Here is a 23,539-nt window from a genome sequence, read left to right on the forward strand (position 1 = left end):
TTCTAACAACTAAGATTTCCAAAGATTATAGACCATTTTTTGAATATCATTACTATCTTCTGCAGCTGGCCATAATTCAACTATACTATCTTCCCTTATAGCAGCAGCAAGATTATATAAGATTTGTTTTCTATCATCAAAACTATTAATAAATTCTTTCATTTCTTTTCGTTTAGTATCTTTAGCATAAGGGCATTTATTAGAAATTTCTTCATATTTCAAATTGTTCATAAATTCATTTATTTCATCTTCCCTTAAATTAACTAATGGCCTGATTACTTTAACTTTAGCATCTTTTAGAGGGTTTTTGGGTAGAAATGTTTTTATCTGTCCCGAATATATTATACTCATTAAAAATGTTTCTACTACATCATCAAGATGGTGTCCATATGCTATTTTATCATATTTATAATTTTTATCTTCAATAAATTCTGTAATTGCACCTTTTCTAAAATATGAACAATTAGAACAGGGATTACTATCTTCTTTTTCTTTAATAATTTCAGCAATATTTGTATTTTTAATATAATATTTAATATCCAGTTCTTCACAAAATCTTTTAGCTACTTTATAATCAATACTATCAAAACCTATATCAATTGTTAAAGCAGTTATCTCAAAATCAATTGCCATACTTTTCTCTAAAATTTTGAGGGCGTAAAGTAAAAAACTACTATCAATTCCCCCACTAAAAGCAACCAAAATCTGATCACCATCTTTAATAAGATCATATTCTGCAATAGCATTTATTATTTTTCTATTATATTTTTGTCCCAGTGATAATTCCATATATACTCTCCTCGATTTATAATTTATTAATTTCTTATTATTATAGTATATTTTTCTTAAAAATAAAAATTAATGTATCTCACCTTCAAGCCTTCGATATTGTATAGCCTCAGCAAGATGGCCACTCCTGATATTTTCTTTGCCCTCCAAATCTGATATAGTTCTTGCCACTCTTAATATTCTATCATAGGCTCGAGCGCTAAGTCCTAATTCTTTTATTGCTTTTTTTAATAATATTTTATTATTTTTATGTAATTTACAATACTTATATAAATTTTTTCCACTCAAATGAGAGTTATTAATAAAATTTTCGTTCTTATATCTAAATTGTTGTATTTTTTGAGCAGCTATAACTCTCTTTCTTATATTTTTAGATTTTTCTCCTTTTTTATATTCTGTTAATTCATTAACATCTAAAGAAGGCACTTCTAATTGCAGATCAATTCTGTCTAAAAGTGGACCGGAAATTTTATTCCTATATCTTCTGACCTGGTTTATAGTGCAGTGACATTCACGTCTGGGATCACCATAATAGCCACATGGACAGGGATTACTGGAAGCAATTAACATAAATTCAGCTGGGAAATCAACTGTCATTGTCGATCTAGAAATAGTAACCTTCTTCTCTTCTAGAGGTTGTCTTAATAATTCCAGAACTTTTCTCCTATACTCAGATATTTCATCTAAAAATAAAACTCCTTTATGGGCCAGACTGATCTCTCCAGGTACAGGTATTTTACCTCCTCCAATCATACTGGCAGCAGTTATACTGTGATGCGGGGTTCTAAAAGGTCTTTGAGTTTGTAAACCATTGGCAAGATTTACTTTTCCTAAAATACTTTGAATTCTACTTACCTCTAATTGCTCTTCTTTTAAAAGTGGAGGCATAATAGTTGGAATTCTTTTTGCTAACATTGTTTTACCAACTCCAGGTGGACCAACCATTATAAGATTATGACTTCCAGCAACTGCAATTTCAATAGCTCTCTTGGCTTCATGTTGACCTTTTATTTCAGAAAAATCAATTTCATAATTTTTAACCTTTTTACTAAATAACTTATTTGAATTTTGAGCATTAAACACAGATTTTCTTTTATTAATACCAAAAATATGGATTAAATCAGAAATATGACTTACAGGTATTATTTCTATTCCTTCAACTAAACTTGCTTCAAGTTTATTTTCTTCCGGTAAAATCACACCTTTAAATTTATTTTTCTTTGCAGTTAATACCATTGGTAAAATGCCATTTACTTTTTGAACATCTCCATTTAATGATAGCTCTCCAACTATTAAATAATCATCCAGTTCTTTTACTTTAATAATATTTTGAGCAGCTAAAATTCCTCCAGCAATAGCTAAATCAAAATGGGGACCTATTTTTTTGATATTTGCCGGAGCCAGATTAATAGTTATTCTTTTAACCGGAAAATCATATCCAGAATTTTTAATTGCAGATTTTACTCTTTCTCTTGATTCACGAACCGCTGTATCTGGCAAACCCACAATATCAAAGGCAGGCAAACCACGATTTAGATCAACCTCTACTCTTATAATAAACCCCTTTATTCCCAGCAAACTACAACTTTTCAAAACTGCCAGCATATTTATTCCTCCTTTTGATTTAACTTCCATTACTTATTTTTCTTTTATTTACTTTTTATTCCAGTTCGTGGTCAAAAAAAATTAAAATGTGTTTTTAAAATGTTCAATACTAACTTTATCATTACCGTAAATAATTGAAATAACATCAAATCTTTTTATATAATTATTGTATCTATTTCTCATAAGAAAAATTTTTGCTATAGTTTTTATTTTCTTTTGTTTTTTAAAATTAACAGCAGCCTGGGGAGGACCAAAAAATTCTGTTTTTCTGGTTTTAACTTCTACAAAAACCAAATTCTTTTTCTTCGTAACAATTAAATCAATTTCTCCCTGTTTTACTCTAAAATTTTCACTAATAATTTTATACCCTTTTTCTTCTAAAAATTTTTTTGCTTTTATTTCTCCCCATCTGCCAATTTCTCTTTTATTTTTAAATTTCATTTTAAACATCAACACCAAATACCGACCTAATTATTATTCCTACTATAAATGAGAAAAAAGAGACCCCTAAACTAATAGTTGCCATTTCTATAAATCTCTTTTTAAAACTTAAATCTCTGGCTATAGCTACATAAAAATTAAAAACAACTATAATCAAAATGGCCATAATTATTGTTGCAGCAAGACTTGTCAGATAATGAGTAAAAATAAAATAAGGGATTATTAATAAAATTACAGTTACTATGTAAGCCATTCCAGTATAAAATGAAGATTTTAACTCATGTTTTTCTCCTTCTTCCTGTTTGGTTGATAAATATTCGGAAGCAGCCATTGAAAATGAAGCAGCTATACCAGTTATCATTCCAGAAAGAGCAATTAAATTTGTATTCTGTAAAGCAAAAGATAATCCAGCTAGAGTACCTGTTAATTCAACCAAGGCATCATTTAAACCCAAAACTACAGAACCAATATATTTTAATCTTTCTTCATCTATGAGATTTATTAGTTCATCTTCATGGTTATCTTCATCTTCTACAATTTTTTGAGCTGAAGGAATTTTTTTGGCTACTTTTTTATATACTTCCTGGGCATCTTCTTCACCATTTTCCATTAATTTAATACCAAACATAATTCCAAAAATTCTTGCCAGCCAATAATAAAAAAAGATTTTTAATTTTTTAGGTTTAACCTCTTCTCCAGTATATTTTTTCCAAAAATCATAATGTTCTTTTTCGTCTTTGGCTATATCTCTTAATATCTTACTATTCTCTTCATTCTTTGTTACTGATGCTAATTTATTATATAAATAATATTCCGTTATTTCATCCTTTTGAGATTTAATTAAAATTTTTCGAGTAGTTTCATCTATATTTTTATCTATCATGCACTTTTGCCTCCTCTGAATAATTCACTCATCTATTATATATTTCTACAAAAGGTAATTTTTTCCTTTTTTATTTTATTTTATTTTATTTTTCAAATACCCTATTAAAGGATATCCAACTAGAAAAACTACAACTGCCTCACTAACAGCAATTTCAATCGCTGTTAACCAGTATGGTAATTCAAAAAGAATATGTAGATAAACACTAATTAACAGTCCATTAAATATTACAGGACTAAGGTAGGCAAAAAAACTGTCTCTATAACGATAAGTAAAATAAGCAGCAATTAACGTAGTTAAACTTCCGCCAATAATGTCTACCAATCCCAGGCCTCCAAATATATTTGATAATAATACTCCTACAAATAGAGCTGGCACTGCTTCTGGATATAAAATTGGAAGTACAGTTAAGGATTCAGATAAACGAAATTGTAAAGGTCCAAAACTAATAGGAGATAAAATATATGTAATTATAATATATAAACCAGCAATAAAAGCTCCTCTAGTCAATTTTTTTGTTTTCAATTATCTCACCTCACATAATTTATATTAACTATATTTATTAACTACAGAATAAGAATAACGATGAATAGGAGTAGGGCCATATTTTTTTAAAGCATCAATATGTTCTTTGGTTCCATATCCTTTATTACTTTTAAACCCATACACTGGATATTTGTTATCATATTTTTCAATAATTCTATCTCTTGTCACTTTAGCTATAATGGATGCTGCAGCTATTGAATTGACTTTTTCATCACCATCAATAACAGCTTTTTGAGAAATATTAACTTCTGGAATTTCTTTATTACCATCAACCAAAAGATAATCAGGTTCAAAATTAAATTTATTTAAAGCTTTTTTCATAGCTTTAAAGCTTGCCTGCTGAATATTAATTTTATCTATTATATCATTTTCAACTATTCCAATTCCAACCGCCAATGCTTTTTCTTTTATTTCTGTAAATAATTTATTTCTCTTTTTTTCTGAAAGTTTTTTAGAATCATCTAAACCTATAATCTTTTGAAATGGATCTAATAAAACAGCTGATGCAACTACCGGCCCAGCAAGAGGTCCTCTTCCGGCTTCATCAAGTCCACAAATCATTTCATGACCATCATTTTTTAATTTTGTAGTTATTTTGTTCATTTTTATCCATTTTTGCTTTAATTCTTCTTCTTTCTTCTTTTCTCTTTTAAATTTTTCAGCAAGCTTTTTAACACCTTTTCTTGAATCAGCAGCTAATTTTTCAATAATATCTTCATCAACTTTTATCTTTGAACACTTATCTTTTATCTCTTTTATTGTATATTGAGAAAGATCATCCATTTTTAATTACCACCCTCAGTAATTTCTTTTATTTCTTCAACAGTTTCTAATGATAATTTGCCAAATTCTCCTGAGCGAAAATCATTTAATATAAGTTTGCTAACTCGTTCTTTGTCTATTTTCCCTCCACTCATTAAGCAACCTCGCTTTTTACCAATTTCCAGCATTAAATCATAAGGATGAATACCTTTAGTTTCAATATCATAATTTTTTTCCAAAATAAATGGATTGATTTCCAAAATATATTTTATTAACCTATAAGCTGCTGTTTCATTATCATATCTATCAGAATCAATTGCTGCTGTAATAGCAAGTTTATAACTAGTGTTTTCATCTCCCAAATTAGGCCATAAAATTCCAGGAGTATCTAATAATCTTATGTCTTTAGTTACTTTAATCCACTGTTTCCCTCTGGTAACTCCAGGTTTATCACCTGTTTTTACTCTTCCTTTACCACCAAGAGAATTAATAAGTGCAGACTTACCAACATTGGGGATTCCAATAACCATTATTTTGGCATCTTTATTTTTTCTTCCCTTTTGTTCTGCTTTTTTTAAAAGTTTATAATGGAGATTATTAATTCTTTCCATTAAAGAAGAAATCCCTATACCTTCTTTTGAATTCAAAGCAACAGTTGGATATTCTTTTGAAAAATAATTAACCCATTCATCTGTTACTTTTTCTAAAGCTAAATCTTTTTTATTTAAAACTATAACTCTTTTTTGATTATCTAATAATTGATCAAGATCAGGGTTTCTGCTACTAAAAGGAATTCTAGCATCTAAAACTTCAATAACCATATCAACCATACTAAGATCCTCTTTTAATCTTCTCTTAGCTTTGGCCATATGTCCTGGATACCAATTTATCATATTATTCACCTCCTACCCATATAAAAGAAAGGGTGTAGGTTAAAATACCCCACCCTTTTTTTAAACTTAATCTCTTTTTTCTTTAATTCTTGAAGCTTTTCCTCTTCTCTTACGGAGATAATATAATCTTGCTCTTCTTACATCACCACGACGTACAACTTCTATATCCTGTACATTAGGTGAATGAAGGGGAAAAGTTCTTTCAACACCTACCCCATGAGATATCTTTCTTAGAGTGAAAGTTGCTTTTGCACCTTTTCCTCTTTTCTTAAGTACAGTACCTTCAAAGGGTTGAAATCTTTCTTTTCCACCTTCAACTACTTTTACTTTTAATTTCAATGTATCACCAGGACTAAATTCAGGAACTTCTTCCTTCATTTGTTCCTTTTCTATCTGTTCTATAATATTCATTTTTTACCCTCCTTTCACACAATAAAATCAAAATATAAATTAAACTTTATTCTTCCCACCAGGGAGAAGATAACAATCTATCCAATATAATTGATGCTGCACTTCTAACTGAAAGGTGATTAAATTCTCCTCGTCCATAAATTGGATTCAACATATAATCACATCTGTCCAGAGTTTCTTCAGTAAGACCCCATCCAGTACCAAAAATCAATAAATATGGTCTATCTGAACTATAAATTAAATCTCTCATTTTTGAATATGATTTTTGATTCGGAAATTCTCTTGCATCAGTAGCAACTAATATTGCTTCTTTTCCTGTTTCATTTTTGATAGCTTTTAATACATCATCAAGAGTATCTTCAATATTTAATACTGAAAATGCTTCCTGGCGATTTTCATTGTAATCTGATCCAAAACCACTGGTCCAATAGTTTTGCATTCTTTTGACCAAAGCCTGCTGTGATTCAAGGTGATTTATTACAAAATATTTATTTATATCATATGTTTTTGCAGCCCTAGAAATATCATGTAAGTCAAGATTGGTTACTGTAGTTGTAATTTTTTCACCGTTTTTATTGTATATTGGATGATGAACCAAACCTAAATATACATTAGCATCAATTCTGCTCATTATTTTCACCCTTTATTTCCTGCTTAACTTCTTTTAATAATTTTTTTTCCCTTTTTGATAGCTTCTTTTTTTCTAAAAGATCAGGTCTTCTAATTAATGTTCTTTTTAAAGCTTTCTTCAATCGCCAGCGCTTTATCCTGGCATGATGGCCACTTAACAAAACCTCTGGAACTTTCATATTTTCAAATTCTCTCGGTCTGGTGTAATGTGGATGTTCTAAAAGTCCTTCATAAAAGGAATCTTTTTTACTTGAATCTTCATCTCCCAGAACTCCATCTACCATCCTGGAAACTGCATCAACTAAAACCATAGCTGGAAGTTCTCCTCCAGTTAATACATAATCTCCAATAGAAACTTCTTCATCAACAATACTTTTTCTAACTCTTTCATCTACTCCTTCATAATGACCACAAATCAATGTAAGATTGTTATAAGAACTTAATTCTTTTACTTTTTCCTGATTAAGAGTTTTACCCTGTGGAGATAATAATACAGTGTGAACTTTTTCCCTGTTTTTTGCATTAATATCATTCCAGGCTTTATAAATAGGATTCACCTTTAGAACCATTCCAGCTCCTCCACCATAAGGAGGTTCATCAGTTGTGTTATGCTTATCCTCAGTATAATCTCGTATATTTGTGATATTTATATTAATTAATTTTTTCTCTCTAGCTCGAGACAAAATACTTGTTGAAAATGGCCCCTCAAACATCTCCGGGAAAAGAGTAAGAATATCAAAATTCATTATTTCACTCCTATATAAAAAGAAAATTAAAATTACTTATTATAAATCAAGTAATCCTGGAATTGGATCAACTATCATTAATTTTTTTTCCTCATCTATTTCGATAATTATTTCCTTGGTAGCTGGAATCATATATTCTTTCTTTTCACCTTTTATTATAAAAATATCAGTTCCACCAGTATCCTGAACCTTTTCTAAAACACCCAATTCTTTTCCCTTTTTGGTTTTAACCTTAAAACCAATTATTTCATCAATATAATATTCATTTTTTTTGAGGGGAACCATTAATTCACGAGGAATTTTAAGATAATAATCTTTTAATTCTAAAGCTTCTCCAATATTATTTATATCAGAAAATTTAATTGCGATATATTTACCATTATGGATTCGAGCAGTTTCTATTTCTTTCTCAATAATTTCTTCATCTTTTACTAAAAATACTTTATCAAGAAACTCAAATCTATTTGGGAAATCTGTTAAAGGAAAAACTCTTACTTCTCCTTTATTTCCCTGATTTTTTATTATCTGTCCGATTGTAACTAATTCCTCCATAAAATCACCGGCTTCCTCAAAATTTACTGAATATCCACTATAACTTTTTTTCCTTCTTTAGTTGCAGCTGCTTTTACTACAGTGCGAATAGCTCGGGCAATCCTGCCCTGTTTACCAATTACTTTTCCCATATCATCATCTGCTACACTCAATTCAAGTATTACTGATTTTTCTCCTTCAACTTTATTAACATGAACTTTTTCAGGTTCATCTACAATAGCTTTTGCAATATTGGTAACTAATTCTTTCATCAAAACTTAACCCCCTCTTTTTTAGGAAGACTGTTCGTGAAATTTAGACATTACTCCTGCTTCTTTAAGTAGACTTTTTACAGTACTGGAAGGTTTTGCACCATTATTTAACCACTTAAGTGCTTTTTCCTCATCTATTTCATACTCAGCAGGTTCAGCTGTTGGATTATAATATCCTAACTCTTCAATAAACTGCCCTGTAGGAGCATTTCTTGAATCAGATACAATTAAACGATATGAAGCATTTCTTTTACTACCAAATCTTTTTAATCTAATTTTTACCATTATATTCACCTCCTTTTAAAAGATATCATTTATTTTTTACCCAAAGAATGGTAAATTCATTCCACCCATTCCTCCAGGTTTTTTGCCATTGTTTAGCTGTTTCATCATTTTCTTAGTTTGTTTAAATTGTTTTAAAAGTCTATTTACTTCCTGAACTTTTCTACCACTACCCTTAGCAATCCTTTTTCTTCTACTTCCATTTATAATAGAAGGATCTAATTTTTCCTCCTGAGTCATAGAACTAATTATTGCTTCAATATGATCTAATTCTTTTTCATCAAATTGCATATTTTTCAATTGCTTGGCTCCGCCCATACCAGGCATCATACCCAGAACTTCATCAAGAGGACCCATATTTCTTACCTGGTCCATTTGATCCAAAAAATCATCTAAAGTAAAACTATTATTTCTGATTTTTTCTTCAAGTTCTTCTGCTTTTTTCTCATCTATATTTTTTTCTGCTTTTTCAATTAAACTTAATACATCTCCCATTCCTAAAATACGGGAAGACATTCTTTCTGGATAAAATGGCTCCATATCAGCTAATTTTTCACCAGTACCAACAAACTTAATTGGTTTACCTGTAACAGCTTTTATAGAAAGAGCAGCTCCACCACGAGCATCACCATCTAGCTTTGTTAAAGCCACACCATCTATTCCTAAAACATCATCAAAATTTTCGGCAACATTAACAGCATCCTGCCCGGTCATGGCATCAACTACTAATAAAATCTCATCAGGATTAATTGCTGACTTTATTTCTTTTAATTCATCCATCATTTCTTCATCTATATGCAATCTACCAGCAGTATCAAAAATTACAACATCATTTCCTTTTGAATTTGCAGAACTGACTGCACCTTTCGCAATATCACTGGGATCCTTTTTATCTCCCATACTGAATACAGGCACTTCAAGTCTATCACCTAATACCTGTAACTGTTTTATAGCTGCAGGTCTATAAATATCACCAGCTGCCAATAATGGTTGCTTCCCTTCATTTTTGAAATTTCTGGCTAACTTACCAGCAAAAGTAGTTTTACCTGCTCCCTGCAAACCAACCAACATAATAGTAGTTGGAGGATTATCAGAAAGGTTTATTTCAGCTCGAGAACCACCCATCAAGTCAGAAAGTTCATCATTTACAATCTTTATAACCTGCTGACCGGGCGTTAGGCTTTCCATAACTTCACTACCTACTGCTCTTTCTTCTATTCTTTTAATAAAGTTTTTTACAACTTTATAGTTAACATCAGCTTCTAAAAGTGCCATCTTAACTTCTCTTAGAGCACTTTTTACATCCTTTTCATTAAGTTTTCCTTTACCACTCAATTTTTTAAAAGTGTCCTGAAGTTTTTCTGCTAAACCTTCAAAAATCATTAATTAACACCCCTTTTATAGGAAATTTTTCAAATTGCTAACTTTTTCTTTTAAGTCAGTCTTTTTATCTTTATTTAACTCTAAATCATCTATTTCTATAACTAATTTTTCAATTTCTTTTTTAAATTTATTATATCTATTTATAAGTCCAATTTTTTCTTCATAATCCCTTAAAATGTCTTCACCACGATGCAGATGATCATATACACCCTGACGACTAATATCAAGTTTTTCAGAAATTTCGGCAAGAGATAAATCATGATAATAATATAGTTTCATTGCTTCCTGTTGTTTATCAGTTAATAATTCTCCATAATAATCAAATAAAAGATTAATCTCAATTGTTTTTTCTAACAAAAAAATCACCTGCAGTGTTAAGTATTTTAGCTTTACAGGTGATAGTATATCTTATTTTTAGCTATCTGTCAAGGGTTAATCAAATTTTCATAATCTTCCAACTTACTATTCTTCTGCAAATAAGGCTTCAACAAATTCCTCTGGATTGAAATTTTGTAAATCCTTAGCTGCTTCTCCTACTCCAATTAATTTTATAGGTATTCCTAATTCATTTTTAACAGCAACTACAATTCCACCTTTAGCAGTACCATCCAACTTAGTTAAAGCTATTCCATCTACATCCACAGATTCATTAAATAATTTAGCCTGAGAAATAGCATTCTGACCATTTGTAGCATCTAAAACTAATAATACCTCTACCGGAATATTCTCACCAGCTTCTTTTCCAATAACATTTCTTACTTTCTGTAACTCTTTCATTAGATTTTTTTGAGTATGCAATCTCCCGGCTGTATCTACAATTAATAAATCCATGTCTTTAGCTTTAGCTGATTGGACTGCATCATATGCCACAGCAGCAGAATCTGAACCTTCAGATTGAGCAATAACCTTTACTCCCAATCTATCTCCCCAAACCTGAAGTTGATCAATAGCTCCTGCACGAAAGGTATCACCTGCTGCTAACATTACATCCTTTCCTTTTTCCTTAAATCTTTTGGCAATTTTAGCAATGGTAGTAGTTTTACCAGAACCATTTACCCCAACTACCATTATAATATTTAATCCATCTTTTAATTCCAGCTTACCTTCTTCATCCTGGAGCATGTCTGCCAGTTCATCTTTGAATATATCATATAATTCAGCAGGTGTTTCAATATCCTTTTCATCTACAATATATTTTAGATCATCTATTAATTCCATAGTAGTATGAATTCCTACATCAGCCTGAATTAATAATTCTTCAAGCTCTTCAAAAAAATCATCATCTAAAGCTCCATCTCCTGTAAAAAGACCTGTTACCTTATCAACAAAATTACTTCTGGTTTTGTCCAGACCCTTTTTTAATCTCGCAAAAAAACCTTGATTTTTTTCTTCCTCTTTTTCTTCTTTATTACTTTTAAATAACATTCTCTACCTCCCAATATAAAAGAATAATTTCTATATCAATTAATTTAATTAAGTTCAACCTGTTTACAAAGATCTGTAAACTCCTGTGCTATTTTATATCTTCTTTTTCTTATCTTAAGTTCTTCCTCAGGTGTTTCAGCCTCAAAAAATTTCTGTTCTAAATCTTCATTTTCATCAGCTAGTTCACATAATCTATCACTAAGTTCAATTGCAGAAACTCCACGTATTTTACCTTTTTTGTTATGACCAATAGCCATAATAGGTCTCCCCCACATTCCCGGGCCAGCCATTGCATCACTCATATGCATTACACCAGTTCCACCTGGATGGGTGTGTACTATTGTCGTATTGGAAGGAATAATTTCACTATATGCTTCTCTTAAAGAAATATTACCAATATCACAATAACTTGAGGCAAGCAATCTTGGTGGAATATAACCCATTCCCCCTACTACTAAATCACTGGCCTGTATAACTCGACCATTTTCCTTGATTTCTCCAAATGCTGCTACTTCTCTGCCCTGTTCGATATTAATCGATTTATTCACAAGTTTTTGTGCAAATTCTTGATCTATACTCTTAATATTTGAGCTTTTTATTTTCCAGCATTTATTATTTTTAATTTTTTTCTTATATTTTTCTTTGTCTAGAGAAACAATTGGCAACTCTCCAGAAATATGAAGATATTTTAATTTAATTTGAGTTGATATTTTCAAAGCTTCTCTTTCTGCTTCCATAGACATCGCAGTCAAAGAATCTAATTGAGCTTTTTCTGATTTAGTAGCTAAATTAAAATTCTTTTTTTCAGGATATAATATACCGACTCCAACTGCTGAGCCATTCTTGACTCCAACTTTAATCACTGGTAAATTGAAAATATTAATTCCACCAGTATTAACTATTATACCTGATTCACCAGGATCAGTAGAAATAATAACAGCATTTTCTGGTAGTTGATTTATCATTTCTAATAAGGAACAACATTTTTTTTCAGAGACTTCTGAAAGCAATAATCGATATGGTAAACCAGAAAGACCACCATTAATTATTTTATTGTAACTTGATATATAACCATCTTTATCTAGATAGGCAATTGTTCCTACCGAACGTCCTTCACCTAATTGATTACTTCTCTCTACTAATCTATTTACAATCTCCTCAGCTATACCTTTTACTTCCTGCAAACTTTAACACCCCTAACTTTTTATATAATAATTTAAATCAATACTTCTTCTTCATTTAATCTCAAAGAAATCAATTTAGAAACACCTGATTCTTCCATTGTAACTCCATATATAGTGTCTACTTCAGTCATCATTTGTTTACTATGAGTTACTAAAATAAACTGAGCAATATTTGAATATTCTTGAAGATAATTAGCAAAACGAGCAACATTGGCATCATCCAAAGGAGCATCTATTTCATCAAGAATATAAAATGGACTTGGATTTACCTGTAAAAATGAAAATACCAGTGCTATTGCAGTTAAAGCTCTTTCTCCCCCGGATAAAAGGGATAATTTTTTCAGTTTCTTACCAGGTGGTTGAGCATTAATTTCAACACCAGTATTTAAAAGATCATTTTCATCAACCAGACTCAATTCTGCAAATCCCCCACCAAATAATTTTTGGAATATATTTTCAAACCTTTCTTTTACTTCAAAAAAGGTGTTATGAAAAAGTTCTCCCATTGTTTCCTCTATATCTGTAATAACCTCAATTATAGATTCTTTTGCTTTTCTAAGGTCTTCACTTTGTTCCCTTAAATATTCGAGTCGTTCATTTAATTCTTCATATTCCTCAACTGCCCCTAAATTAACCGGTTCTAATTTTTTTAATGATCTTTTTAATTCAGCAATTTTTTCTTTTGCATCTTTTAATTTTTTAGAATTCAAATTATAATCCAGCTTGTCTTTTATACTTATATTATATTCTTCCTCTAATCTTTCTCTTATTCTATCTAATTTATTATTTAATTTAGTAATTTTTAATTCTAATTTGTGAAATCTATCTTTACTATCACTAAGAACTTCCTGTGTTTTTTCTAATTTTTCTTCATGAGTTTTTAATAATTCTCTTTCATCTTTTAATTCTTTTTCTAAATTTTTATGTTTAGTTTCTAATTTATCTGCTTTTTTATTAAAATCTATATTACTTTTCTCTAAATTTTTCTTTTTATTTTTAAGATCATTTAATTTATTTTCAATTTCATTTATTCTATCTCGAGATTCTGATTTTTTATTAATCGTTTTTTCAATTCTATTATTCAATTCATTTTTTTCATTATTTATTGCTTCTTTATTTTGCTTCATTTCAGCTAAACTAACTTTTTTATCAGTTAAATTATTTCTAACCTCTTCAAGCTTACTTTCTTCTTTCTTTAATTTTTCTTCTTCATTTTTAATTAAATCCTTTTTCTCAAAATTTCCATCATTTATTAATTGCAATTTATCTTCTGTATCTTTTTTTTCTTTATTTAACTCTACAATATTTTTTTGAGATTTTTTAATTTTTTTATTTAAATTCTCTTTTTGATTTTCAAGTTTAATTTGGTTTTCCTGCTTTGATGTTAAGTCACTTTTTATATCATTAAGCTTTAACTCTAAATCATGATAGTTATTACGTTCAGTTTCGATTTTTTCTTTAATATTATTATATTTATTTTTGAAATCAATTCCTTTTTGAGAAATTTCATCTAATTCTTCTTTGAGCTTATTTACTTTATTTTTAAACTTTTCTATTTTTCTACTTCTTCCCAATAAATTATTCTTCTTATTAGAAGAACTACCACCACTCATTGCTCCTCCTGGAAAAATTGTATTACCGGAAAGAGTTACAATCTTAAGTTTACTATTCATTCTTTTAGAAATTTCAACTGCATTATCCATATTATCGGCAATTATTATTCTCCCAAGCAAATTATCCATTACATTTTCAAATTCAGATTCATAAGAAATCAATTCTGAACCCAGTCCCAAAAATCCAGGCATTTGTCTAATTTCTTTATCTAATGAATATTTATAACCTTTAATCATATTTAATGGAAGAAAAGTAGCCCTTCCTTTTTTACTTTGTTTTAAATATTTAATACATTTTTTTGCCACTTCATCATTTTTTACAATTATATTTTGTAATTTAGCTCCCAGTGCTGTCTCTATAGCTTTTTCATATTTTTTATTTGTATCAATTAAATCTGCTACTACTCCTTTAATCCCTTTAAATTTGTTTTCTTCCTTTAATATATTTTTTACTCCTTGATAATAACCATTATAATTTTCTTCCATATCTTCTAAAAACTCTAATTTTGAGTTTTTACTACTTATTTCATTTTTCTTGTCATTGTAATTTTCGGTTAAATTGTCCAGCTTTTTACTAATTTGATCTTTTTCTTTATTTAGCTTTTCTATTAAATTATTCTTTTTTTCTAATTTATTTAAAAATTTATCTTTTTTAGCTTTTAAATTAGTAATTTTTTCATTTACTTCATTTAATTCTTTATTTACGGTTTTCTTTTCGTCTTTCATTTCAGCAATATTTTTTTGAGTAGAACTTATTTTTTCTTTTAATTTTTCGTTTTTTCGATCTAAATCTCTCAATTCACCATTTTCATCAAGAAGATTATTTCTTAGTTTATTTATTTTTTCTTTTTTATTTTCTACAATATCTTTTCTTTCGTTAAATAAATCTTTTTGTTCTTCAACTTCTTTTTTTATTTCATTATAATCATTTTCTGCCTTTTTAAGTTTATTTTTTATTTTACTTTTTTTATTTTCTAAATCAGTGACTTCCTGATTTAAATTTTCCAACCTATTTTGCTGGTTATTCTTTTCTCTCTTTAAATTTTTCTTTCTTTCAGCCAAAATTTTCAAATTATTATTAATTTCTTCAATTTTTGCCTGCATTTTATGAAATTTTTCTCTTTTTACCTCATAATCATTTTGTAATTCATCTACAATTTCTCTTTTATTTTGTACTGTTTCAGAAATTTTATTTTTTTCTTTTTCTTTTCTCTCAATCTTCTTTTCAATATCTTTTTTTTCTTTAAGATTCTTATTTAATTTTTCTTCATATTCATTCCATCTATTCATCAAATATGTTGTTTCGATTTCTTTTAATTCACTATATATTCTCTTATACTTTTTAGCTTTTTCAGCAGATTTTTTAAGAGATTTAACCTGTTTTTCTAATTCACTAATTAAATCCTGAACTCTATTTAAATTTTTGTTTGTTTTATCCAGTCTTCTTTCAGCTTCTTCTTTACGAGCTTTATGTTTACTTATTCCTGCAGCCTCTTCAAAAAGTTCTCTTAACTTTTCTGGTCTGCTATTGATAATAGAATCAATTTTTCCCTGACCAATTATTGAATATGTATCATTACCTAAACCAGTATCAAGTATAAGGTCTTTTATATCTTTTAATCTACATACAGATCCATTTAAAAGGTAATCACTTTCTCCTTCATTATTTACTTTTCTACCTATTTTAACTTCATCTTTATCAATATCTAAAACTCTGTTCTTATTATTTAAATATAAAGTAACACTTGCTTTATTTAATGCCTTTTTGTCTTCACTACCAGCAAATATTATATCTGACATTCTACTTCCTCTTAAAGTCTTAGCACTCTGTTCTCCAAGAACCCAACGAACAGCATCTACAATATTACTCTTACCACTGCCATTAGGACCCACAATTGCTGTTAAAGGAGATTCAAAACTTATAGTAGTTTTTTGTGCAAAAGATTTGAAACCTTTTATATCTATCTTTTTTAAAAACATATATTTCCTCCACCTTATTCAACATTAATTACCTCTATCTATAATATTTTATCACATATCAACTAAAAAACAAGAGAAAAACCTATCCATTTAAGGATAGGTTTAACTATAACTTAATACAAATTATTATTTTTTTAAATTAAATCTATCTTGGTTCTACAACAAACCTTATAGCTGTACGTTCTTCATCATCAATCTCAATTTCAGTAAAAGCAGGAATCATAATAAGATCCATACCATTAGGTGCAACATAGCCTCTAGAAATAGCAATAGCTTTAACTGCCTGATTAACTGCTCCAGCTCCAATTGCCTGAATTTCTGCCTTTTTTTCTTCGCGAAGCACTGCTGCTAAAGCTCCTGCAACTGATTTTGGATCGGAATTAGATGAAACCTTTAATACTTCCATTTTTAGTTATTCCTCCTTTGAAAATTGTTTTGCATGTTAATTATTATTTAAATTACTTAAATGATAGCCTTTATACTTTAAATATTCTGTATATTTAAAAAAATTCCTGCAAATATAATTAATTCTTCATATCCTGCAGTTTTTTTAGCTCTTTAGTAGTAAGTTTCCTGTAATTACCTGCTTTTAATCCATCTAAATTAAGATGGGCAAAAGAAATCCTTTTCAATTTTTCAACAGGATTAGAAATTTTTTCACACATTCTCCTTACCTGTCTATTTCGACCTTCATGAATTGTTATTGTAAATTTTGTGGAAACAGAATTTCTTTCTTTTAATTCAGTTTTTGCCGGGGCAGTCATCCCATCTGAAAGTTTAATACCTTTTTCTAATTTATTTAATTTATTATCATCTACATAACCTTTAGCTTCAACTAAATAGGTTTTTTCTATCTCATGTGAAGGATGAGTTAGAATATATGTTAATTCTCCATCATTAGTTAATAATAAAAGTCCACTGGTATTGTAATCCAGTCTACCTACTGGATAAATACGTTGTTTAATACTATCTATAAGATCAAGAACAGTTTTTCGACCACGAGGATCATCAACAGTAGTTACATAACCAACTGGCTTATATAAAAGTAAATAAACCTGTTTTTCTTTACTAATCACTTCACCATCAACTATTATTTCATCAGTTTCAGGGTCTACCTTAAAACCCATTTCAGTAACTGTTGAGCCATTCACTTTCACTCGGCCCTGTTTAATAATATCTTCAGATTTTCTTCTTGATGCTACTCCTGCATGAGCCATTACTTTTTGCAATCTATCATCTGCCAAATTAATACCCTCCATATTGAAATTAATTATTATCACTATATTTATCTTTATTATTTTTACCGTCCTCTAGTGGAGGTAATTCAGAAAGATCTGTTATATCAAAATGCTCCAAAAATTCATCTGTAGTTCCATACAAAATTGGATTCCCTATACTATCTTTTCTGCCAAGTTCTTTTATTAAATTATATTTACTTAAAGTGAACAATGTTTTTTCTGCTTTTACTCCTCTTATTTCCTCTATTTCTGATCTGGTTACAGGTTGTTTATAGGCTATAATTGATAAAGTCTCCAGAGCAGCACTACTTAATTTAAATTCTCGTTCTTTTTCATAATATTTACTTATAAATGATGCCATTTGACTTTTAGTTTTAAAAATATATTTATCATCATACTCCTTTAAAATTATTCCATGTTCTTTTTTACTATATTTTTTTCTTAATTTATCAATACATTTTCTGCATTCTCTTTTATTTAAATCTACTGCATTTGAAATAACTTTAATAGGCATTGGTTCTTCTGCAGCAAAAATAAAAGCTTCAACTCTGGCTAAATCAATTTCTTCCATTAAACCACCTGCTTTCTATCAATTATTTTCATTTCTGAAAATAATTTATCCTGATATATTTCAACTTTTCTTAGACGAACAAGCTCTAAAAGACTTAATAAAGTCACTACTATCTCCAAAATATCATCCTTATTATATAAAAGATCTTTAAATCTTACACCTTCAGGATGTCTTTTTACTATTTTATTAATATCATCTCTTTTTTCTTCTACATCTAATCGATCAGAATTAATATGATCCATTTCTGAATAATGAGGATCTTCTTTTTCCTCATTATCTTCTTTATTTGCTTTTAAGGCTATTTGGTAAAGATTTTTGAACTCTTTTAAGGAAATATCAATATTTAATTTCCCTTCTCCTTTTATCAATTCCTTTTCTGGAGGAATTCGATAGGTGCGAGCAGCTTTATCTAAGTATAATTCCAGTTCTACAGCAATATTTTTAAAAAGTTCATATTCTTCTAATCTTTGAACCAGATCAGATTCATCTTCATCATCTTCTTCATTTTGATTTGGAAGAAGAAGACGAGCTTTTATTTCCAAAAGCTCACTTGCTAAAACCATAAATTCACTTGCCTGATCTAAATTAAATTTATTTAATTTTTTTATGTGATAAAGATATTCTTCAGTTATCTTAGCTAGTGATATTTCACTTATCTCAATTTGATTTTTCTTAACAAGTTTATATAATAAATCAAGTGGTCCCTGAAAATCACCAGCCTGAATTTCGTATTCCATACAATTCTCTCCTTTTAATATACAAGTATCTGCAATAAAAAATTAATAATAGGACCAATGATATTCCAGATTATTCCTGTATATAAAAGAATAATCAAAACAACCATTCCTGCAGGTCCTTCTAATTTATTAAAATATTGATCAAATTTAGCTGGTAAAAAACCTCTTAATATTTTAGAACCATCTAAAGGAGGAATAGGAATTAAGTTAAAAAATGCTAAACTTAAATTTATCATAATAGCCATTACTAAAAATTGTAATAACAAGTTTACAAAATTTCCTCCAAAACCTCTTAATGAATATTGACTAAAGTTTAATATCAATTTAATTGTGGCTGAAAATAACAAAGCAAGCATAAAATTGGCTCCTGGTCCTGCAATGCCAACAATCATCATTCCTTTACGAGGATTTTTATAATAATTAGGATTTATTGGTACAGGTTTAGCCCAGCCAAATCTTCTGGTTATTAATAAAACCAGACTACCAATAGGATCTAAATGGGCAAGTGGATTTAAAGTTAATCTACCATTAATTTTTGGGGTAGGATCTCCTAATTTATAGGAAGCATATCCATGCAAAAACTCATGAAAAGATAATGAAATCAATAATATTGGTATTAAAAAAATCAATTGTTGTATTAATTGCAATTTATTTTATCACTCCATTCTTTTATTTATTAAATTACTTACAAACTCTCTTTCTTCCTCTTCAGTTTCAATTTCCTTATTTAATTTTTTTTGCCATACTTTTTGTAAAATTTCTTTTATCTCTGGCCCTGGCTTAACACCCATTTCAATAAGATCATGGCCATCAATATTAATATTTACATGTCTTAGTTCATCATAATATAAATCTACATTTTCTTTTAATTTTTCATTTTTAGTTACTGCCATCACATATAGTAACTCTTCTTTTTTGATATTACTAATAATTTTAGTTAGCTTAACTTTATTTAATTCTTTACCTAATTTATTAACAATTTTATCAACATCTATATTAAAAATTTCTCTTTCTTTTGCATTCAGATTTAGTTCTGTATATTTTTCAGCTGGCATATTATTAAAGAAAATGGCCATAAATAATAATTCTTTATTAACATTATATCCTAACTTTTTATATTTTTTCATATAATTTTTTATGTTCAAGAAAGTTTCTCTATAATCTTCTTTAAATTCAAAGTTATTATCAATCAATTTGAATATCGGAAATTCTTCAATATAATTTAAAGAATTTTCATCAAATCTTCCTTCAAAAAGAATCTTTATTTCTTTAAATACTCTGGCTGAAGATAATTCACTAAAATCTCCTAATTTTAAAGCCTCTTTTATTAATTTTTTAGTTTCATCTTCAAAAGTAAAATCAAGATCCAGCGCTAATCTGACTCCTCTAATAATTCTGGTTGGATCATCTAAAAAACTAAATCTGTGTAAAGCTTTTAATTGTCTTTTTTCTAAATCTTCCCGGGCATTAAAAAAATCGTATAATTTTCCCCAATCTTTTGGATTCAAAGAAAGGGCTAGAGCATTAACTGTATAATCTCTTCTGAATAAATCTTCTAAAATATTAGTTTTTTCTACTCGAGGTAGGGCTCCTGAATTTAAATACTCTTCTTTTCTACTGGTAGCAAAATCTATACTAAATTTTGAGTTTAAATTTATAGTAGCAGTTCCAAATTGATCATTGTAATTTATTTTTACATCTATTTCTTTGGAAAAATGATCTAAAAATCCTTTTAAATCTCCTTCTAATACAAGATCAAGATCATAATTTTCTCTCCCTAACATTATATCTCTTATCATACCACCAATTAAGTATAATTTACTATTTTCTTTTTCAGCAATCTGTCCAGCTTTTTTTAATAAATTTAATATTCTTTCAGGAAAAAATTCTAATTTAGTTTTTATATCAATTACTTTTCTTTTAATACTAACTAAACTGCTTCCATAACGATTTTGATATTGATGGGGAGTTTCTTTTTCAAAATAAGAACCTAAAATATCACTTCTAGTTACAATCCCAACTAATTTTTTATCTTTAATTACAGGTAATCTTCCAATATTATATTTTACCATTAATTCCTGAGCATTTTTAATTGAATCATCATAATTAATAGTAATTACATTTTTAGACATATAACCCTTTACCGGTGCATGCATTAAATTATGACCTTTTACTTTATCTAAATCTCTTCGAGAAAAAATTCCACTTATTCTTTTTCCATTACAAACAACAACTCCATTATGCCCATATTTTTCCATAAACTTTTGAGCTTCTTTAATAGTTGTATCAGGAGAAATAGTTCTGACAGGAGTTGACATTATTGAATTTATTCTTTCAAGTGGTTCTATGTTATTTTCAATTGTATTTATTAATTTATCTTTTGCTTCAGATATATCAGCATTTAATTGAGCAGCTCCAGCTCCTTGATGTCCTCCTCCTCCCATCAATTTGCATATTTTACCAACATCTACTGCATCATCATTACTTCTTGCTATCAATTGAAGTTTCTTACCCATTTTTACTAATACAAAAACAGACTTTAAATTATAAATATCTTTTAATTTTTCAGTAATATTATTTAAACCAGTAACATATTTCTCTTGTTCATAGGAAAATATATTAATTTCTATACCATCAATTTCTATAATATTTCTATTTTCAAGTAAATTATCTAATATTTTTTGTTGTTCTGCATTTAAAGCTTCTTCTAAAAATTGTCTAATTATTTCTAAATTAGCGCCATATTCTAATAAATATGATACAGCTTTAACATCTTTAGCCCTAGTCATATCATAAGTAAGTGACCCTGTATCTGCATAGATACCAAGAGCACAAATCGTTGCTTCGAGAGGATTTAACTCAATTCCTTTTTCTATTATTTCTTCTATTAAAATAGTAACTGAGGCACCAACTTTTTGACTATAATCATAATTAATCCAGTCTTTTGGAGAATGAGGATGATGATCATAAACAATAACTTCTATTTCATCTAAATTTAATTTCTTACTTAGCTCTCCTAAAGCAGATTTTTCAGCAGTATCAACAATTACAACTTTAGAAACTTTAGTTATATCTATATCACTTAGATATAAAATCTCAACCTCATCTTTATATAATGCCATAAAATCTTTGACTGGATCCTGAACTCTTCCTGGAAAGACAGCTTTAGCTTCAGGATATAATTTTTTGGCAGCTACCATAGCTGCCAACCCATCGAAATCTGTGTGTTGATGTCCAACTATTATTTCCACTTTTCTACCTCCAAATTATTTTCCTTTATATCTTCAGCTATCTTTTTTATTCTTCTTAATCTATGATTAACACCTGATTTTGAAATTCCAATCATTTCTCCTAATTCTTTTAAACTTGCAAAAGGATTTTCTTTTCGTAATTCAGCAATTTCCTGTAAACTGCTACTCACTTTATTTAATCCTATTGTTCTATTTATAAATTCAATATTTTCCAATTGCTTTTGAGCAGCAATAGCTGTTCTACTTAAATTAGCTGTTTCAAGATTAACTTTTCGATTTACTTCATTTTTTACTTCTTTTAATATTCTAGTATTTTCAATTTTTAATTGAGTACTTTTTGCTCCTATTAAATTCAAGATTTTTATAATATCTTCAGCTTTCTTGATATAAAGAGAATAATTTTCTTTTCTTTTTCTCATTTTTATATCAATATCTATTTTATTAAATAATTCTATAAGTTCTTCAGCATAATCTTCATATTTAACAAAAAATTCTAAATGATATTCACTATTAGGATCAGCCAACATTCCTGTAGCTAGAAAAAGTCCCTTTAAATAAGCTTTACGACAACTTTGTTTTTTTAAAAATTCACTTTTTATACTGTGATTAAAACTAAAATTTTCATCTATTAGACCTATTTCAATCAATAAATCTTTAATACCTTCCTGGGGAGGTATATTAATTATATAATAATTCCCTTTATCAAAACTGCTTTTTTTACCAACTCTTATCTCAGTCTTAAAATTATATTTTTCCTTCAGCAATTTATATAATTCACGAGCGACAACAGCCTTTTGACTTACCATTTTTAAACCTGTTTTATGATTGGCAATTTGCAAACTTCCTTCTACTTTTATAATAGCAGCTAATTCAGCCAAATGACAATCTTCTTCTGAATTTTTTTCTCTTGTAATTTCATTTCTAACCTGATCTGAAAATGACATATAATTCCCTTTCTAATTTAGATTTATTCCTGATTAAATTTTAACACAATACTGGATTATAATCAAAAAAATAAAACAGCCCTTTTAAATAATTCTGGACTGTTTTAATAATACTATATTTATTTTACTTTGACTAATTTTTCATTATCACAGGGTTCTCGACCAACTTTGCTCATATCTATCCATTCTCCACCTTTTTTTACTCTTACAACATCAGCAGTAAAATCAGTATTGGTTCCTTCCGCTGAACTGTTTGAAAGCAGCCAGCTTCCTATACCATATATATCCACAGGAACTTGAGATTTTTCAAATCTTTTTATCTTTTCTGGTTTAAAACCACCTGTTGCTATAATTTTAACATTTTCACAGTATTTTTTAGCTCTTTTTCTTTCTTCTCCTCTTAAATTCCATTCTTTATAGGC

The 23,539-nt window shown here is 28.6% G+C and carries 26 protein-coding genes; all 26 read right to left on the minus strand.

Annotated elements, in window-relative coordinates; translation table 11 throughout:
* Positions 1 to 9: 9 nt before the first annotated feature.
* The gene (locus VJ881_02390) at positions 10 to 789 is read right to left on the minus strand and encodes a tRNA 2-thiocytidine biosynthesis TtcA family protein (protein ID HKL74890.1); all 780 of its coding nucleotides are present in this window, start codon (positions 787 to 789) and stop codon (positions 10 to 12) included.
* Positions 790 to 858: 69 nt separating this feature from the next.
* On the minus strand, positions 859 to 2,394 hold the full coding sequence (locus tag VJ881_02395) for a YifB family Mg chelatase-like AAA ATPase (GenBank protein HKL74891.1): 1,536 nt from the start codon (positions 2,392 to 2,394) through the stop codon (positions 859 to 861).
* Positions 2,395 to 2,475: 81 nt separating this feature from the next.
* Entirely contained in the window at positions 2,476 to 2,835 is a 360-nt protein-coding gene (locus VJ881_02400) for a YraN family protein (GenBank protein HKL74892.1), read from the minus strand.
* Between the two features lies 1 nt (position 2,836).
* Positions 2,837 to 3,718 (minus strand): VIT1/CCC1 transporter family protein, encoded by an 882-nt coding sequence (locus tag VJ881_02405; GenBank protein HKL74893.1) that lies wholly within the window; start codon positions 3,716 to 3,718, stop codon positions 2,837 to 2,839.
* 75 nt (positions 3,719 to 3,793) lie between these two features.
* Positions 3,794 to 4,243 (minus strand): QueT transporter family protein, encoded by a 450-nt coding sequence (locus VJ881_02410; GenBank protein ID HKL74894.1) that lies wholly within the window; start codon positions 4,241 to 4,243, stop codon positions 3,794 to 3,796.
* A 24-nt stretch (positions 4,244 to 4,267) separates the two neighbouring features.
* Complete coding sequence (locus VJ881_02415) at positions 4,268 to 5,047, minus strand: ribonuclease HII (GenBank protein HKL74895.1); 780 nt, start codon at positions 5,045 to 5,047, stop codon at positions 4,268 to 4,270.
* A 2-nt stretch (positions 5,048 to 5,049) separates the two neighbouring features.
* Positions 5,050 to 5,919 (minus strand): ribosome biogenesis GTPase YlqF, encoded by an 870-nt coding sequence (ylqF, locus tag VJ881_02420; protein ID HKL74896.1) that lies wholly within the window; start codon positions 5,917 to 5,919, stop codon positions 5,050 to 5,052.
* 66 nt (positions 5,920 to 5,985) lie between these two features.
* Positions 5,986 to 6,330: a 50S ribosomal protein L19 gene (rplS, locus tag VJ881_02425; GenBank protein ID HKL74897.1), complete on the minus strand. Its 345-nt coding sequence runs from the start codon at positions 6,328 to 6,330 to the stop codon at positions 5,986 to 5,988.
* Positions 6,331 to 6,376: 46 nt separating this feature from the next.
* Complete coding sequence (locus VJ881_02430; GenBank protein ID HKL74898.1) at positions 6,377 to 6,961, minus strand: RNA methyltransferase; 585 nt, start codon at positions 6,959 to 6,961, stop codon at positions 6,377 to 6,379.
* Positions 6,948 to 7,706, minus strand: coding sequence for a tRNA (guanosine(37)-N1)-methyltransferase TrmD (trmD, locus tag VJ881_02435; protein ID HKL74899.1), 759 nt, complete (start codon positions 7,704 to 7,706; stop codon positions 6,948 to 6,950). The genes VJ881_02430 and trmD overlap by 14 nt, the downstream gene beginning before the upstream one ends.
* Positions 7,707 to 7,745: 39 nt before the next feature.
* A complete protein-coding gene (gene rimM / locus VJ881_02440; protein ID HKL74900.1) occupies positions 7,746 to 8,258 on the minus strand; it encodes a ribosome maturation factor RimM in 513 nt (170 codons plus the stop codon).
* Between the two features lie 23 nt (positions 8,259 to 8,281).
* On the minus strand, positions 8,282 to 8,509 hold the full coding sequence (locus VJ881_02445; protein HKL74901.1) for a KH domain-containing protein: 228 nt from the start codon (positions 8,507 to 8,509) through the stop codon (positions 8,282 to 8,284).
* A 21-nt stretch (positions 8,510 to 8,530) separates the two neighbouring features.
* The gene (gene rpsP / locus VJ881_02450) at positions 8,531 to 8,794 is read right to left on the minus strand and encodes a 30S ribosomal protein S16 (GenBank protein HKL74902.1); all 264 of its coding nucleotides are present in this window, start codon (positions 8,792 to 8,794) and stop codon (positions 8,531 to 8,533) included.
* Positions 8,795 to 8,830: 36 nt separating this feature from the next.
* A complete protein-coding gene (ffh, locus tag VJ881_02455) occupies positions 8,831 to 10,174 on the minus strand; it encodes a signal recognition particle protein (GenBank protein HKL74903.1) in 1,344 nt (447 codons plus the stop codon).
* 15 nt (positions 10,175 to 10,189) lie between these two features.
* Complete coding sequence (locus tag VJ881_02460; GenBank protein HKL74904.1) at positions 10,190 to 10,540, minus strand: sigma factor-like helix-turn-helix DNA-binding protein; 351 nt, start codon at positions 10,538 to 10,540, stop codon at positions 10,190 to 10,192.
* Positions 10,541 to 10,636: 96 nt separating this feature from the next.
* Positions 10,637 to 11,599 carry a signal recognition particle-docking protein FtsY gene (gene ftsY, locus VJ881_02465; protein ID HKL74905.1) on the minus strand — a complete coding sequence of 321 codons (963 nt, stop codon included), beginning with the start codon at positions 11,597 to 11,599 and terminating at the stop codon, positions 10,637 to 10,639.
* A 44-nt stretch (positions 11,600 to 11,643) separates the two neighbouring features.
* Positions 11,644 to 12,783: a peptidase S7 gene (locus VJ881_02470; protein HKL74906.1), complete on the minus strand. Its 1,140-nt coding sequence runs from the start codon at positions 12,781 to 12,783 to the stop codon at positions 11,644 to 11,646.
* 32 nt (positions 12,784 to 12,815) lie between these two features.
* Positions 12,816 to 16,376: a chromosome segregation protein SMC gene (gene smc / locus VJ881_02475; GenBank protein ID HKL74907.1), complete on the minus strand. Its 3,561-nt coding sequence runs from the start codon at positions 16,374 to 16,376 to the stop codon at positions 12,816 to 12,818.
* 145 nt (positions 16,377 to 16,521) lie between these two features.
* Positions 16,522 to 16,782, minus strand: coding sequence for a stage V sporulation protein S (locus VJ881_02480; GenBank protein ID HKL74908.1), 261 nt, complete (start codon positions 16,780 to 16,782; stop codon positions 16,522 to 16,524).
* 118 nt (positions 16,783 to 16,900) lie between these two features.
* The gene (locus VJ881_02485; GenBank protein HKL74909.1) at positions 16,901 to 17,620 is read right to left on the minus strand and encodes a pseudouridine synthase; all 720 of its coding nucleotides are present in this window, start codon (positions 17,618 to 17,620) and stop codon (positions 16,901 to 16,903) included.
* Between the two features lie 22 nt (positions 17,621 to 17,642).
* Complete coding sequence (gene scpB / locus VJ881_02490; protein ID HKL74910.1) at positions 17,643 to 18,185, minus strand: SMC-Scp complex subunit ScpB; 543 nt, start codon at positions 18,183 to 18,185, stop codon at positions 17,643 to 17,645.
* Positions 18,185 to 18,922 carry a segregation/condensation protein A gene (locus tag VJ881_02495; protein ID HKL74911.1) on the minus strand — a complete coding sequence of 246 codons (738 nt, stop codon included), beginning with the start codon at positions 18,920 to 18,922 and terminating at the stop codon, positions 18,185 to 18,187. Before VJ881_02495 ends, scpB begins: the two co-directional genes overlap by 1 nt.
* A 14-nt stretch (positions 18,923 to 18,936) precedes the next feature.
* Positions 18,937 to 19,569: a site-2 protease family protein gene (locus VJ881_02500; GenBank protein ID HKL74912.1), complete on the minus strand. Its 633-nt coding sequence runs from the start codon at positions 19,567 to 19,569 to the stop codon at positions 18,937 to 18,939.
* A 9-nt stretch (positions 19,570 to 19,578) separates the two neighbouring features.
* Positions 19,579 to 22,173, minus strand: a complete 2,595-nt coding sequence (locus VJ881_02505; protein ID HKL74913.1) for a CBS domain-containing protein — start codon at positions 22,171 to 22,173, stop codon at positions 19,579 to 19,581.
* Positions 22,164 to 23,117 (minus strand): DNA-binding protein WhiA, encoded by a 954-nt coding sequence (whiA, locus tag VJ881_02510; GenBank protein HKL74914.1) that lies wholly within the window; start codon positions 23,115 to 23,117, stop codon positions 22,164 to 22,166. The genes VJ881_02505 and whiA overlap by 10 nt, the downstream gene beginning before the upstream one ends.
* Positions 23,118 to 23,236: 119 nt before the next feature.
* A partial coding sequence (locus VJ881_02515) for a nicotinate phosphoribosyltransferase (GenBank protein ID HKL74915.1) occupies positions 23,237 to 23,539 on the minus strand: 303 nt, incomplete at its 5' end.

The organism is Halanaerobiales bacterium, assembly GCA_035270125.1.
Classification (GTDB): domain Bacteria; phylum Bacillota; class Halanaerobiia; order Halanaerobiales; family DATFIM01; genus DATFIM01.

What these genes read in the sequence shown, in the direction of transcription:
- VJ881_02390 (HKL74890.1), bottom strand. Translation starts at nt 789, where the DNA reads ATGGAATTATCACTGGGACAAAAATATAATAGAAAAATAATAAATGCT.
- VJ881_02395 (HKL74891.1), bottom strand. Translation starts at nt 2,394, where the DNA reads ATGCTGGCAGTTTTGAAAAGTTGTAGTTTGCTGGGAATAAAGGGGTTT.
- VJ881_02400 (HKL74892.1), bottom strand. Translation starts at nt 2,835, where the DNA reads ATGAAATTTAAAAATAAAAGAGAAATTGGCAGATGGGGAGAAATAAAA.
- VJ881_02405 (HKL74893.1), bottom strand. Translation starts at nt 3,718, where the DNA reads ATGATAGATAAAAATATAGATGAAACTACTCGAAAAATTTTAATTAAA.
- VJ881_02415 (HKL74895.1), bottom strand. Translation starts at nt 5,047, where the DNA reads ATGGATGATCTTTCTCAATATACAATAAAAGAGATAAAAGATAAGTGT.
- ylqF (HKL74896.1), bottom strand. Translation starts at nt 5,919, where the DNA reads ATGATAAATTGGTATCCAGGACATATGGCCAAAGCTAAGAGAAGATTA.
- rplS (HKL74897.1), bottom strand. Translation starts at nt 6,330, where the DNA reads ATGAATATTATAGAACAGATAGAAAAGGAACAAATGAAGGAAGAAGTT.
- VJ881_02430 (HKL74898.1), bottom strand. Translation starts at nt 6,961, where the DNA reads ATGAGCAGAATTGATGCTAATGTATATTTAGGTTTGGTTCATCATCCA.
- trmD (HKL74899.1), bottom strand. Translation starts at nt 7,706, where the DNA reads ATGAATTTTGATATTCTTACTCTTTTCCCGGAGATGTTTGAGGGGCCA.
- rimM (HKL74900.1), bottom strand. Translation starts at nt 8,258, where the DNA reads ATGGAGGAATTAGTTACAATCGGACAGATAATAAAAAATCAGGGAAAT.
- VJ881_02445 (HKL74901.1), bottom strand. Translation starts at nt 8,509, where the DNA reads ATGAAAGAATTAGTTACCAATATTGCAAAAGCTATTGTAGATGAACCT.
- rpsP (HKL74902.1), bottom strand. Translation starts at nt 8,794, where the DNA reads ATGGTAAAAATTAGATTAAAAAGATTTGGTAGTAAAAGAAATGCTTCA.
- ffh (HKL74903.1), bottom strand. Translation starts at nt 10,174, where the DNA reads ATGATTTTTGAAGGTTTAGCAGAAAAACTTCAGGACACTTTTAAAAAA.
- ftsY (HKL74905.1), bottom strand. Translation starts at nt 11,599, where the DNA reads ATGTTATTTAAAAGTAATAAAGAAGAAAAAGAGGAAGAAAAAAATCAA.
- smc (HKL74907.1), bottom strand. Translation starts at nt 16,376, where the DNA reads ATGTTTTTAAAAAAGATAGATATAAAAGGTTTCAAATCTTTTGCACAA.
- VJ881_02480 (HKL74908.1), bottom strand. Translation starts at nt 16,782, where the DNA reads ATGGAAGTATTAAAGGTTTCATCTAATTCCGATCCAAAATCAGTTGCA.
- scpB (HKL74910.1), bottom strand. Translation starts at nt 18,185, where the DNA reads ATGGAAGAAATTGATTTAGCCAGAGTTGAAGCTTTTATTTTTGCTGCA.
- VJ881_02495 (HKL74911.1), bottom strand. Translation starts at nt 18,922, where the DNA reads ATGGAATACGAAATTCAGGCTGGTGATTTTCAGGGACCACTTGATTTA.
- whiA (HKL74914.1), bottom strand. Translation starts at nt 23,117, where the DNA reads ATGTCATTTTCAGATCAGGTTAGAAATGAAATTACAAGAGAAAAAAAT.